The sequence below is a fragment of the Ruegeria sp. BB10 genome (assembly GCF_056535725.1).
Window position 1 is genome coordinate 199779 of sequence record NZ_JBQFIW010000003.1, and the last position, 13045, is coordinate 212823.

General features: G+C 53.3%; 12 protein-coding genes and 1 tRNA gene. 6 read left to right on the forward strand and 7 right to left on the reverse strand.

What is annotated here, in order from left to right; all coding sequences use genetic code 11:
• Positions 1-2: 2 nt before the first annotated feature.
• A complete protein-coding gene (locus ACR3EP_RS21115; protein WP_226689470.1) occupies positions 3-488 on the reverse strand; it encodes a hypothetical protein in 486 nt (161 codons plus the stop codon).
• A gap of 671 nt (positions 489-1159) precedes the next feature.
• On the opposite strand from ACR3EP_RS21115, the gene ACR3EP_RS21120 reads away from it, so the two are divergent.
• Positions 1160-1244: transfer RNA gene (locus ACR3EP_RS21120), tRNA-Leu, on the forward strand.
• 110 nt (positions 1245-1354) lie between these two features.
• On the opposite strand, the gene ACR3EP_RS21125 is transcribed toward ACR3EP_RS21120, so the two are convergent.
• Both ACR3EP_RS21125 and ACR3EP_RS21130 read right to left on the reverse strand, forming a co-directional pair.
• Complete coding sequence (locus tag ACR3EP_RS21125; protein ID WP_480639327.1) at positions 1355-2089, reverse strand: peroxiredoxin family protein; 735 nt, start codon at positions 2087-2089, stop codon at positions 1355-1357.
• Positions 2090-2360: 271 nt separating this feature from the next.
• Complete coding sequence (locus ACR3EP_RS21130) at positions 2361-2804, reverse strand: ATP-binding cassette domain-containing protein (RefSeq protein ID WP_480639328.1); 444 nt, start codon at positions 2802-2804, stop codon at positions 2361-2363.
• 10 nt (positions 2805-2814) lie between these two features.
• Here ACR3EP_RS21130 and ACR3EP_RS21135 point away from each other — a divergent pair, with 10 nt between their 5' ends.
• From ACR3EP_RS21135 to ACR3EP_RS21145, 3 genes are all read left to right on the forward strand, one after another.
• Positions 2815-3018 carry a hypothetical protein gene (locus ACR3EP_RS21135; protein ID WP_480639329.1) on the forward strand — a complete coding sequence of 68 codons (204 nt, stop codon included), beginning with the start codon at positions 2815-2817 and terminating at the stop codon, positions 3016-3018.
• A gap of 9 nt (positions 3019-3027) precedes the next feature.
• Complete coding sequence (locus ACR3EP_RS21140) at positions 3028-3324, forward strand: substrate-binding domain-containing protein (protein WP_480639330.1); 297 nt, start codon at positions 3028-3030, stop codon at positions 3322-3324.
• Between the two features lie 236 nt (positions 3325-3560).
• Entirely contained in the window at positions 3561-3851 is a 291-nt protein-coding gene (locus ACR3EP_RS21145; protein ID WP_480639331.1) for a hypothetical protein, read from the forward strand.
• Positions 3852-3960: 109 nt separating this feature from the next.
• Here the strand turns inward: ACR3EP_RS21145 and ACR3EP_RS21150 are convergent, their stop codons facing one another.
• Complete coding sequence (locus ACR3EP_RS21150) at positions 3961-6729, reverse strand: autotransporter outer membrane beta-barrel domain-containing protein (protein WP_480639332.1); 2769 nt, start codon at positions 6727-6729, stop codon at positions 3961-3963.
• Positions 6730-7077: 348 nt separating this feature from the next.
• On the opposite strand from ACR3EP_RS21150, the gene ACR3EP_RS21155 reads away from it, so the two are divergent.
• Complete coding sequence (locus tag ACR3EP_RS21155; protein WP_480639333.1) at positions 7078-9174, forward strand: tetratricopeptide repeat-containing sulfotransferase family protein; 2097 nt, start codon at positions 7078-7080, stop codon at positions 9172-9174.
• 631 nt (positions 9175-9805) lie between these two features.
• Here the strand turns inward: ACR3EP_RS21155 and ACR3EP_RS21160 are convergent.
• A complete protein-coding gene (locus ACR3EP_RS21160) occupies positions 9806-10054 on the reverse strand; it encodes an arylsulfotransferase family protein (RefSeq protein ID WP_480639360.1) in 249 nt (82 codons plus the stop codon).
• The gene (locus ACR3EP_RS21165; RefSeq protein ID WP_480639334.1) at positions 9967-10902 is read right to left on the reverse strand and encodes an arylsulfotransferase family protein; all 936 of its coding nucleotides are present in this window, start codon (positions 10900-10902) and stop codon (positions 9967-9969) included. The genes ACR3EP_RS21160 and ACR3EP_RS21165 overlap by 88 nt, the downstream gene beginning before the upstream one ends.
• A gap of 310 nt (positions 10903-11212) precedes the next feature.
• Between ACR3EP_RS21165 and ACR3EP_RS21170 the strand changes: the two genes are divergently transcribed.
• Positions 11213-11695: an arylsulfotransferase family protein gene (locus tag ACR3EP_RS21170; protein WP_480639335.1), complete on the forward strand. Its 483-nt coding sequence runs from the start codon at positions 11213-11215 to the stop codon at positions 11693-11695.
• Positions 11696-11937: 242 nt separating this feature from the next.
• Here ACR3EP_RS21170 and ACR3EP_RS21175 read toward each other — a convergent pair whose 3' ends face one another.
• Positions 11938-12960 (reverse strand): DMT family transporter, encoded by a 1023-nt coding sequence (locus tag ACR3EP_RS21175; protein WP_480639336.1) that lies wholly within the window; start codon positions 12958-12960, stop codon positions 11938-11940.
• Between the last annotated feature and the right edge of the window lie 85 nt (positions 12961-13045).

The following is a 13045-nucleotide window of genomic DNA, read 5'->3' on the forward strand; positions in this document are numbered from 1 at the left end:
GGTCAGCCTCCGGTTCCAGTGGCAGCGATGGGATTGTGGTCCTGACCGTCATGAGAGCTGGTCATGATGTCGATACGCGCGATCAGATTCAGCGCAGTGCCCAGAATATCGGCCTCGTCACCGGGTGAGATCGTTTCATAAGCTTGAGAATCGGCAAGCACTTCGATCTCGCTGAACTGTTCACTGTTTTCCAGCAGAGCCAGGCGACGCCCGGTCGGAAAACTTTTTGATTTCGTTCGGGGCAACGGCATGCGCGAGTTGGCCAACAGGTAGTGACCCCCCGAATGCGTACGCAATGACACGCCGAAGCCTGTGTTCGGATGATTCCGGTTCAAGGACTTCAGTTCACCAAGAAAACTTTCACGGGCAAGACCAATGGCGTCTTGCTCGGCAGAAGCAGCGTTCATCATATTGGTCACGGTTAAGATCCTCGTGTTCGAGTTGAGCAAAAAAGAAACTCGTACTTGCCCGAAGGCAAAAAGACTCATTAATTCCCGCTCTCCATAATTGTTGGCAAGGCGGTGTTATTTTGACGCGAATAAGATTTTTTGGCGTTTGAATTGTGGCGCAAATATGGTCACAGTCTCTTGGGACGCTCAACTCATGGTCGAGTGGGAAGAATTTCGACACTGAAGAATCAAGGCGCCATAGCTGAGCAAGGCGTTGATTGTAGGATGAATTATATTGAAGGTTAGGCTGGTAATATATTGTTTTATAACAATATAAATTCGATAAGAGAATTTATCTACGAGCTGGTTTTCCGACCCTCCCGGTGCGATGATCGAAGCAACCGTGTTAGGTGCGCCCGGTTTTCAATCAGATAACTCAACGTAAGCGAGTGTAATTTTTCGGCCATCTTTAATGTGCATGAATCGTCAACTATTGGTAGGACGAGCAATTGATGGATCAAATGCTGTCGTACTGATTTTCGCCAGGGATCTAAGTTCCAAACATTCAATAAATTGGGACTATTGGCCCGATTCAGTCTGCTCACGCACCCTCAGAGGCTCGGATTCTGCGCGCCGGGTATGACGATCAGCCTCGCCAAGATTGTCGCCAATAAGGGGGCAATAATCTTTGCCAAAAGCCAATTTCCCTCTCGCACTCGGTCGCAGCCTTTGTTATTGAGCACGTCAATCCGGCGCTCAAGGCCGGTCGTGCGGGTGTGGCGAAATTGGTAGACGCACCAGATTTAGGTTCTGGCGCCGCGAGGCGTGGGGGTTCAAGTCCCTCCACCCGCACCACTTTTTCTGAATGCTGTCATATAACTATGTCTTGAAAAGACTGTCCAAACCATTTGTCTGGTTGGGCAGCAGCACCGCGCAGGCGTGCGTTGCTTTGTTCGTTGCGACACTTATGCCGCCGAGAAGGCCTGAAAGCTGCCGCGCGGTTCGAAGACGTGCAGGAACGCGTCGGGATGAGGGCGTATGCGATAGTTGTCCGTCTCATCGCCGAAGATCACTGTGCCATCTTCATCCAGTGCGATGACAGTCGCTTTGACAGTATCGCTAGGGTAACCGGGCATCTCAGACGGTGCTCCACCCAAATCTTCGATACCCAGGGTCTTGGCGTCGGCCAATCCGTTGTCCTGAAGGATCTCGAAATGTGCCGGTAACATCAGATTCTTTGCCAGTTTCTCGGAATTCTTGATGCCTTGGTTAGAGATGAACTTTACCTTCACACCCGCCTTTGCCTTCACCTCTTTGAGCTGGTTCATGCAGAAAAGGCACCAGTTGGCGCGAAAAAACACCAGCAGTGTTTGTTCGCCTGTAAAGGACGCGGAGGTCCTGTGTGTTTCGTCCAGCCGTTGCAGCGGCAATTCAGATAACGCTTGGCCTTTCACAATGGCAACGTTCGGCTTGCGGCCATAATTCGAGAAAATGTGGATGTACCATTGCATGGTGATCGCGCCAAACAAGGCCAGTCCTACGGCAACGTATTCACTTGGGGTCGTGAAGCCGCCGCGCGCGGTAATTTGGTAGACTACCCAAGCTACGGCAGACAGGTTGATAAGTTGGATCACCGGCAGGTTCTTCGAGGTTCGGGAAATGCCCAACGCTCCGGCCAGCACCATTAGGAAGAACGGCATGGTGAACGTCGCAAAAAATGAACCGCTCCAAATCGGATCGTAGCCTGACATCCAGAACATAATAGCTAAACCAGCGTCCCTGGCCTTCTTGCGGCGCCAGGGTGAGAACGTCGCCGGGCTTCACGCTAAGCTCACTGTCCAGTACCGCGCGGAACTGGTGCCCTTCCACGTCACACGTCACCAGCATATGCGGGCCCAATGGCTCCACAATCTTGGCCCGTGCCAAAGCCCTGATCCGAAACGCGTAAATCTTCCGGGCGAATGGCCCATTTCAGTTTTTGCCGCTGGCTGGACCCTCAAGGCTTTGCCCTGCAACTGTCCAGCGACCAGAGCCCGAAGACTCAGCCGGAAGGAAATTCATTGGCGGATCGCCGATGAAGCTGGCCACAAACTCGGCCGCTGGATCCCGATACACCTCGATGGGTGAGGCTGCCTGAACAATTTTGCCCTGATGCATGACACTGATCCGGTCAGCCATGGACATGGCCTCGACCTGATCGTAAGTCACGTAAGTGGCAGCGGTTTCGCTTTCGGCCAAAACCCCCTTCAACTCGGCACGCATTTCCATCCGCAACAGCGCGTCGAGGTTCGACAGGGGTTCGTCCATGAGAATCAAATCCGGCGCTATCGCCAATGCGTGGGTAACCGCAATACGTTGGCGTTGATCGCCGGACAGCTCGCCCGAATAGCGTTTTTGAAGTTGCTCAATATGCATCAGCCCGGCGGTGCGTTCGACCCAGCATTTGATTGATTTTGGGCACAAGCACATCGCTTATATTGGTGGCATCGAACAAACCTTGGTGCGCGAGGAACGCATTGCCGGCTACCTTAGCGCCCTTGATAAATTGGACGGCGTGCGCCCGATTGTTTGGCCATGTGAGGAAACAAAGCGCTCGGGCGTGGAAGCAATCGCCGCACTTCACCACTAACACCCTGAGGTGACGGGCATAGTTTGCAATGGGGATGTCGTTGCCCGTGGAGCCTGCTTTGGCTTGATCCGATCCAACTTGAAGCCCGGACATGATTTTTCGGTCGTGGGGTTCGACGATATCGAAGACGCGGCCGTTTCGACGCCGGGCCTTTCAACCATGGCAATCAACCCAAAGAAACTAGGCACGCGATTGGCTGAAATCCTTCTGGACCGAATGCGAACACCCGAACTGCCAGCCCGTCAATTTGAGCATTCCGCGACCTTGGTTGCACGGGGAACATCAGGGCCAGTTCCTGACCATTGAATCTATTCCCAGAATTTGCTGTAGGTATTCATCGCTGCCCTCGCTGACATTGTGCGAGCAGGGGAGCGGTCATTTATGATCGGCGCAGCGAATGTTCGGTTCGAGCCCGTACTTTGCAACACGGCCTGGGAAAACGGCCCTTTACGTTCAGCGGTTCTCTGCGATTTTGACAAGCTACACTAATTAATCTGCGCTCATCTAGCGCCACACGACAGCTTTAGCGTGTCGAATGCTAAATGCCCCAAAATCGTTTTGATGAACTGATGGATTTCGTCTGCGTCCGCTATAGCTATTGTGGAGGCGTCGTTGATGGGAAACCGATGCATGTAACACATTTCATTCATGAATATGGGAACGTAGCTGCAAGTGAACTTTCTGAATGGGTGATGTTGGCAGAAGATATTGGTCCGGATTCGAACTTGGGTTTTCGTGACCAGCATAAAAAGGACATAGAGGCTGCATTCGTAAAGATCATGGGAAGCGCAGTAGTTCCTGCCAAAGAATTGAGATGGGATGCAGAAGACTAAGTGACTTGTGTCGAAGCAGTTGAAGCGAATGATGCTCTATCTGCAATGCGTGAGTTCGACCGATTGGAGTTCCGCAGCACCGTCCCGGGTGCCGCGGAGATTTTTTTATTTAGAACGACCAGCGAAGTCCCGCCCGCAGGAAGGGGCCCTGTGCGTCGCTGCCGATTTCCTGTTCGGCATTCAGTTCAAGTTGAATGTCCTCAACAATATCTTGCTCGTAGCCGACCGCGACACGAGCGCCGGTGAAGTCGGTAGATGCAAAGATCAGCGACTGAGTCGATGAGAATACGGTCACATCAGCATCTGTTGTTCCCAGATCGCGCCGCAGAACACCGCTGAGCTGCCCGCTTAGGATACCGCCATTGCCGAACTGCTTTTCAGCCTCTACACCCAGTTGGGCTTCGATGACTTCGGTGGTGACATCTCCGACCGTGGCGTTGGCGCTTGAGCGTGTTTCGGTGTAACCATCGTCCTTCTGGTTGGTATAGCGCGCGTTCGCAAATCCGAGCAGCCCGAAATGACCACTGACGTCGAACCCGCGTTCTACCGCGATATGCGCTGTCAACAGCCTGCTGTCGTAATCGGCATGGGCATCATCGCTGCCATTGATTTGACGGGTGCGGTCTGTCGAGAGCCAGCCATAGCCAAACCCAGCTTCAAGCGTATAGGCACCAATCTGTCGACCCACGGCGGCGTCAAGATAAAAGCCGGTCGTGTCAAAGTCCGCGGACTCGTTATCTCCGTCCGCCGAGAACACGCCCATGCCAACAGCCAACGCAATGCCGTTGTCCATTTGACCGGTAATCCCGGCGCTGCCGCTGAAAAGCGATACGTCCAGATCGCTGCCGGTTTCAGGGTCGAACTCTCGATACTGTGCGTCGATCATCGCAAATGGCCTGAAGCCCGCAAAGGTGAACCCCTGCGCAACTTGCTCTGACGGTGCATAGTTCAGCGCGTTGCCACTGCTGCCTACTACGCTGCCGTAAAAGGCGACGACGTCGCCTGAAACCGCAAAATCATCAGCATCTACAGCGGCATATATCGGTGCTGCTCCGCCCTCATCCTGCACGAACCAGGCAGAGCCCTCTTCGGACACGGTGGTCGTGAAAACACCCGCTCCGGGCGTGGCGTCTTCAAAGTTGAACACAGCGCTGCCGCCCTGCGCGTCGAGATTTACGTTGTGCGCGTCGACCCGTATGACGCCGTCGACATCATCATTGGTGTCAGCGTTAAGCGTGCCCGAACCCGTCCCGAGATAAACGGCATAAACCTCGTCATTGCCGGAAACCCGGATGGTTCCCAGGCCGTCGATCGTGCCGTCAAAGTTGTCGAATTGGATACCGGCAGCACGTGTCCCGGCAGAACCGGTCCCATGAACAGTGATCTGTCCGGTGTTCGAGAACGATCCCTGCATGTCGTTGGCGTAGATACCGATTGCCGTTGATTGGTCCGGCGATAGTCCACCGCCATCCATCCCACCCTGGGCGGTGACCGTGATATTACCCGAGTTCGAGATGTCTCCGGTTGCGGTTTCGTCAACATAAACACCGTAAGCTTCGGCCTCGGTATCCCGCGAGATGGCGGTGGCCGTGATATTGCCCGAGTTTGTGATGGTGCCGCTCAGATTGTCTGTCAGATAAAAGCCTGCGGCAGTTGCCGAGTCTTCGGCAGCCTCGGCGCGCAAGGTCATGGTCCCCGAGTTGGTGACCGTTCCCGAAACGTCATCGCCAATATACATGCCCGAAGCTGTCGCCTCGTCACCGGTATTAAGAGAAAGCGCAGTTCCGGTGATCGTACCCGAGTTGATTACGGTGCCTTCAACCAGATCTTCGAGGTAAAAGCCGCCTGCATAGGCCTCATCATCGGTATCGGCACTTGCGAATGCAGTGATCGTGCCGCTGTTGATGATGGTTGCGCCTTCCAGCATATCATCATCGACGAAGATACCATATGCCGAAGCGTCGGATTCAACCGCCAAGGCAGTTACTTTGATCGTACCGCTGTTTTCAATTCGGCCGGACAGATCACTATCGACAGCAATGCCATAGGCGATCGCCTCATAGGTTGTTGGAGCAGATGCGAAAATGTCCAGAGTGCCCGTGTTCAAGATCACACCGGACGCATCGCCATCAACGAAAATCCCGAATGCAGAGGCAGTACTGTCAACGGTGGTGATGGCAACCGATTTTATGGTGCCCGAGTTCACAATCTCACCGGTCTCTAGCAGGTCATCCTCGACATAGATGCCCCAGGCATAGGCGTAATCGTCGGCGAAGGATCTGGCGCGTACATCGATTGTGCCCGTGTTTCGGATGGAACCACCAACGTCGCCATCAACGGCGATACCGTAGATAGATGCGGTGCTTCCTGCAGAGGTATTGATAAGCCCATCGACCCTTATCGTGCCGGTGTTCAAGATTTCGCCGGTCTCTGTAAGGTCTCCGTCGACATAGATACCCCAGGCTTCGATGTCCCCATCAGTCGATTGCACATCGACCTCTATGGTGCCGTTGTTCACGATCGAACCGGCGACATCACCATTGACCTGGACTGCATAAATATCCTGAGGGTCAGAGCCCGTAATATCCAGCGATATGGAGCCGTTATTCACCAGTTCGCCGCCCTCAAGCAGGCCGCCATCCAGGCGCAGGCCCGTCGCCGTATCCGTGTCGGTGGCAGTGACCGAAATCGACCCGTTATTGGTAAACGTGCTTGAGTAATCCGTAGTGATCGTCAGGGCGGCGGCCGTTGAAGATGTAATCTCAATCGCGCCGCTTGCTGTCACTTCGTGATCCGCATCGGTTGCGAAAACCTGAGGCGTCGTCACCACATTTGAGATCGTATCCGCATGTACGTCCCCGGCAGTCAGTGCAACCATCGATACCTGCGCCAGCAACGCAGCAGGAGCCGCACTCACAATTTGGCCTTTCCACTTGAAAAGACGCCCCCCACGGAGCTTGGGGGCGTTCACCCCCGACCCATTTTTAGACATTTACTATCCCGTTAGATTTTTTTGTCTTTTTTTGTCGAAGCTTGCCGCGTATTCGCGATCGGCTCCGCTTATGAACTGTTAAAAAGTCGTTAACATATATGCAATCCACCAATTTTGCATTGCATAAGATGATCTATTGCTGTTGGAAATTCGTAGGAAAACTGCAACACAATGTGGCAATTTGACGGCGCTTGGTATCAGGTTGCTATCATGCGCCAGCCCGGAGCTACTTGAATGCCAAAAAACCAGACTTTGTCCATCGGAGAGGCCTATAACCAAGGTGTTCAGGCATTTGAAACAGGGCAATTGAACAAAGCTGTCAAGGTTCTGAACCAAGTCCTCAAAGCGGCGCCCGAATATGCCCCTGCGCATCAACTGCTTGGAGTAATTGCGTTTCAAACCGGTCAGACCGGGCCTGCCGAAAATGCCATGCGCGAAGCGATCCGATTGCAGCCAGACAATGCCGGGTTCCTGTCAAATTTTACCGAGGTATTGCGCACGAACGGAAAACCTGAAGAAGCACTCAAGGTCGGCAAACGTGCGGTTCAGCTTGCTCCGGGGGTTGCAAACGCGCATTCAAACCTTGGGTTGGCCTATTATGATATGGGTGAACTGTCCGAAGCCGAAGCCTGTCAGAAAAGAGCGTTGGCCCTAAACCCCGATCTGATTGCGGCGTTGAACAATCGGGGATCGATCGCGCGCGACAACGAGGATAGAGAAGGAGCAATTTCATTCTACCGCCGGGTGCTGGACCTGCGCCCGGGCTATCTGGAGAGTGTCAACAACCTCATTTCTGTATTGATCGAAGCTGAACAGTCGGAAGAGGCCACAGAGCTGGCAGATGATTACCTTGGCAAGGGACATGTTTCCGCAGAGCTGCATCGCAATCGGGGACGGTTACACGTTTTGCAGTGCGAATGGGACGAAGCCGAACGCTGTTTTCGGAATGCAATTTCGCTGGATGAGAAGAAGCCCGAATCCTATGTCGGGCTTGCACAAGTTCTGACCGAGAAAAACCTGCATGAACTTGCCCTTGTCGAGGCTGAAAAAGCGCAGCGTTTAGACCCCAGCCACGCACCTGCGTATCACTATATCGCCGTCTGCAAATCGCACCTTGGCGACCTTGAGGCCGGTTTTGCCAATTACGAAAAGACCCTTGAACTAAAACCAGATTTTTCGGCCACGATGATCGCATTGGGGCATCTGGAGATGGAGCGCGGCAACTTTGACGCCGCCCGCAGTTGGTTCAACAAGGCGGCTGAAAGGGACAAGGCGCGTTTGAATGCGCAGATCGCGTTGGTCAGGTTGGACAAGGTTGCCGAAGACAACCCTGATTTTCAGGCTCTTGTGGCCGGGTTGCCCGGGGTCGACAAGTTGCCGCCCGAACAATCGGTTTCGTATCACTACGCTTTGGGGAAATGCTATGAGGACCTCAAGCGCTACGACAGCGCTTTTGAGCATTTTGCAAAAGGGGCCGCGCTAAAGCGCAGCATTATCGATTTTGACGCGGACCAGATCGAGGAAACCGCCGACGATCTGATTTCGATGTTTACGCCAGAGCTGGTCCAAAAGCTCCGCCAAAATTCTGTGGATAGCAGCCAGCCGATCTTTGTTGTTGGTATGCCCCGATCTGGAACCACGCTGACCGAGTCGATCCTAGCCAGCCACCCCTACGTTTTTGGGGCCGGAGAGTTGAGCTATATGCACAAGCTGTTTACCGATCAGCTGCGCGGTGGAAACAAGAAAACGGGCAGTCTGATCGCCGCTCTGCCGGATCACGAGATTTCGAAACGCGCCCAACAATATATCCAGCAGCTTGACGCGCACGCGCCTGGTAAACCGTTTATCGTCGATAAGATGCCTGCGAATTTTCTGATGGTTGGTCTAATACATGCGATCATGCCCAACGCACGGATCGTGCATGTCGCGCGCAATCCAATGGATACGTGCCTGTCCTGTTTCACACGGGTCTTTCAGCGCAGCCAGTATCACAGCTATGACCAGGTCGAGCTTGGCCGGTACTTCAACGCCTATGTTCGCGTCATGCAACACTGGAATGATATCCTTCCGTCGGGCAGTTTTCACACCGTTCACTATGAAAACCTGGTCGAGAACATTGAGTTTGAAGCGCGTCGCCTGATCGCCTTTTGTGGTCTTGAATGGGATGATCGCTGCCTTGAATTTCACAAAGATGCGCGGCGAGTTCGTACCGCCAGCGTTCAGCAAGTGCGCCAGCCGCTGTACAAGTCCTCAAAGGAAAAATGGCTAAACTACAAATCTCATCTAACCCCGCTTATTGAAACTATCGGAGAAGCAAGGATTTCTTTCTGAAAGATTTTGGCTGAAACTTAAAATTGAAGGTTGCCGGTGTGAAGAAGGGCGCTGTTTTCGATCCAAAATCACCAATGTCAGCTGGTTTAGAACGTCCGGAATATGAGTTCTTCGCGACGTGCGAAAGGCGCAGAACCTAACTCTCGCAATACGTAGATGAACCGACTTATTCCCGCCGCGCCATCACGTGATGCATCACCAAGTTCAGCACTTCGACATCATCCTGATTAAATGTCCGATAGCGAAACCGTACAGTTTCCCGGTCGGGTTTGGAACGAGACGGCGTAAGCGCTTCGACCGTGTTACGAGCGCAGAGCGTGTCGTCCGGGAAAACAGGAGCAGGCCACCGAATTTCGTCCAGCCATGGCCACCCTAGTTGGTGCCGGTGAGTATGCCGGTGTCACGAAAAAGGCGGAAGGTGAGGGGAATGGTTTGAAACCTACTGGCCATTCCTAGCTCCTGGTCCACCAGTGCTATCGCTCACCTACGTCAGAAGTTATCGTCCTTTCGAGTGTGCAGCAGACGCGGTCTTTAATCACCGAATAGTCACATGTTCGCGGATATCAACTCGTTAAATTTCCAAGCATGACGATCAACACTTGCAACAGAATGTTTGAAACACCCTCTGAGGTTATGGGCAATTCCAAGCAGCGACTTCCTCGGCAGTTATTGGGTATCTTGTCGCCTCCATCACTTCGGGTACCTGACTTGCATCATACCGGTCCATGACCCATTCCCAGACGGGATCGCCCGTACTGGTCACTTCCAGCGCTCGTCCGGCGCGGGATTCGGTTAGCAGAAGATTGCCATTGGGCAGCTTTTGCCATTTCCCGGACCACTTGGTGTAGAACGGTTGGTCGGGCCGTTTGGGAAAGAGAATGGCGCGTTCTTGCGTATGGGGTTGTACTGCGACGATACGCGATCCTCCTGCAGGCCTCCGCCCTCGGTTCGGTCGTAGTTGTTGTCAAAGATGCCGATCCATCCGTCACCGATGAAATCCGGGTCGTGCTGAAAAAGAGTGTCTGAATAGGTGTGCCATTTCACCTCTAGCGTCTCCGGGTCGAGCACTATGACCATATGAAGGTCGCGGAGGGACACGACGATGTCGCCCGCATCGAACAACGGATATTCAGCGGCCATATCCGGTGACAGTTCTTCTATGTCGTTGAGGTGAAAGATATCGCCATGATAATTCCTGCCTGTCCTCAGGTACACGTCGCTCAGGCCATTTTTCTCAAACACTTCGATCGAGCTGATGGATTTCAAGATCTCGCCATCGGGGCTGACTTTCATGAATACGTCTTCGTAGACGGGGAACGACACGATATCGAAAAGCGCCTCATCCCGCCCGTCACGAGAGCGCAGTTCCTGATTGCCGGACACCCAGAAAGAACCGTCATCATTCGCTGAGATAGAGTGATGCGCATTGGGTTCTGACAATGACCACAACACATCACCACAGGCCGACATACGCGCGATCCCGATGAATTCGAAGTTGAACAAAATGTCGCCATTGGGAAAAAGATGCGAGCCGTGAATATAGGGATAGTTATGCCGCCCGCCGAAGATCTCACCCGGATCAGGCGCCCAGGAATACAGGACCGCGCCGGATTCATCTATCAGCCGGACGCCTGCATGCCAGTCGAATTCGGGAAAATACGATGTGATAAGCGTTGTGCCGGGTGCAATGGCGTCGGCGTCCTGACGATCCGGCTGTTCATTTATCATTACACCATCGCCTTGACCGCGTGAGGGCTGCAGGTGTTCAGCTATGATTATTGTGAGACGGTCAAGCTGGATCCGTGTTCCAATGTACCCTGGGCGCTTGATGAGCCGTCGCACCATTCAATGGTGGCGTCCGAACAGGGCGGGTATCTGACACTTGGCCGTAACGAGTGGTCCGCTGCCGAGGTTGCTGATCGCTTTCCAGCCTTTTTTCAGCGACCCCAGATGAGAAATTTTTAACATAATTGTTGTTACACGAAATAGAGATGCGCCCAGGTGGATTCACAGCCGGGTACATTTTTCACGCCTTTCGATGCGGGGACAAAACCTTGTTATGGTGGTGTACCGCACCACACGAAATGTGAAGTGGCACCAGACCAGCCCCTGGATTCGGCAGCATGACCCAGAGTTTCGCCCGGATGGTAAAATCTCGACATTCAACAACAATACCTATGTGTCAGCGTATACATGGCATGGCAAAACACGACTGGATGTGCCCCGGGATACGAACATCATGGTCATTGACCCGGTAACCCGTGAGACCGAGATCGTTTTTGGCTGCAAGCCCGGTCAAGAGATGCTGTCGGTCATCCGGGGACAACACGAGCTTTTGGACGACGATGGGGTTTTGATCACCGAATTCGACGCGGGGCGGGTGCTGGAAATAGATGGCGCTGGCAACGTGATCTGGGAATATGTCAATAAATACGATGAGGAATTTGTGGGTGAGGTCGCCAATGCAAAACTCTATCCATTGAGTTATTTTGAAACTGATTGGAAGGAATGCGCGCAATGAAATGGTTCACGAAGTTTTGGGCAGGGGTAAGTTTTATACCGCTGTGGTTTGTCGGAGCGGTGTTTTTAGTGATGCAGGCAAACCAGGCTCACGCCTATTCCGGCTAAGCGCCGCTGGGCGGTTTCCATGTTGCTTAGTGTCCTGTTGCACTGAAACTTCCCTCATTCCATGTAGAAGTGATCCATATTGGAACTTCGTGTTTCTCGCGCCTGCCATTATGCCGTGAAATTCAAAGATGCGTCTCATTCCGCTTGTCTGGTCTTGCCTTTAGCGATGCGTGAAAAAAGTCGACCGTCGGTCACGGCAAAGCCCAAAGCAATGATGGCGAACCCAATCCACGCGCTCGGCTCCATCCTCTCACCAAGGAATGTCACGCCAAGACCGATAGCAAACGGTGGGATCAGCAGCGTCACCAAAAGAAGATTGGCCGCACCCGCACGCGCAAGAATTGCAAAGTAAAGAACATAGGCCAATGCCGTTGACAACGCGGCCATCCCAAAAAGCGCAGACCAAACGCCTAAAGACAAAGCAAAATTGGGGGCGCCATCCATCACAAGAACAATTGGGATCATAAGCACGGTGCTGCCAATCAGCATACCGAGCGCATTCACAAGCGGCGGTTGGCCTGAAAGGGCAGTTCTGCCCCAGACGCCGGCAAAAGCATAGGAAAGTGTGGCCCCAAGGATAGCCAACTGTGCCAGGTTGCTGGGATTGAACTCAGTCAACGCACTTGGCCCCATGATAAAAGCCACACCCAAAATACCTAGCGCAGCACCTGCTATCTTCTTTGGCGTCAACGGCTCATCCTTGAGAAGCAAACCAGCCACAACTGCTGCGAACATTGCCGTCGTTGCGTTTAAAATTGACGCAAGTCCACTGTCGATCTGCGTTTGCCCCCAGAAGATCAGCGAGAATGGGATGGCATTGTTGAGCGCGCCCATAACAAGATAAGCGCCCCATATCCGAGGGGTGCGTGGCACGCTCAATCCTTTGATTATGACGATCAGGGCAAGAATAGGAACCGCCCAGATCACCCTGTGCAGCGTAATTGTCAGTGGCGGCACTTCGGTCAGGGCAACCTCGCCGAAGAAAAACGAACCGCCCCAAACGGCCGCAAGCAACAGCAGCATGGCAGTGGCCTTCAAATCCATCGATGGCATGGGCTGCGGAGTCATTTGTTGCCTGTTCCTCGTTAATGCTTCTCCCAAAAAACTAGTCCGCGCGCCCCCAACACCGCGACCCGTTTCTTGCGGAAAGCTCTCCAATAGTGGTCACTCGACCAAAACCGCGACTTCCAAAAAGGCGATGGACCACCTTGTTGCGCATAACCAGGCATTTGCGAGATATCGC

Coding starts and splice junctions, on each gene's coding strand:
- ACR3EP_RS21130 (WP_480639328.1), bottom strand. CDS start 2,804: ATGCATATTGAGCAACTTCAAAAACGCTATTCGGGCGAGCTGTCCGGC.
- ACR3EP_RS21170 (WP_480639335.1), top strand. CDS start 11,213: ATGCGGGGACAAAACCTTGTTATGGTGGTGTACCGCACCACACGAAAT.
- ACR3EP_RS21155 (WP_480639333.1), top strand. CDS start 7,078: ATGCCAAAAAACCAGACTTTGTCCATCGGAGAGGCCTATAACCAAGGT.
- ACR3EP_RS21145 (WP_480639331.1), top strand. CDS start 3,561: ATGCCCCAAAATCGTTTTGATGAACTGATGGATTTCGTCTGCGTCCGC.
- ACR3EP_RS21125 (WP_480639327.1), bottom strand. CDS start 2,089: ATGCCGTTCTTCCTAATGGTGCTGGCCGGAGCGTTGGGCATTTCCCGA.
- ACR3EP_RS21165 (WP_480639334.1), bottom strand. CDS start 10,902: ATGATAAATGAACAGCCGGATCGTCAGGACGCCGACGCCATTGCACCC.
- ACR3EP_RS21115 (WP_226689470.1), bottom strand. CDS start 488: ATGAGTCTTTTTGCCTTCGGGCAAGTACGAGTTTCTTTTTTGCTCAAC.
- ACR3EP_RS21150 (WP_480639332.1), bottom strand. CDS start 6,729: ATGGTTGCACTGACTGCCGGGGACGTACATGCGGATACGATCTCAAAT.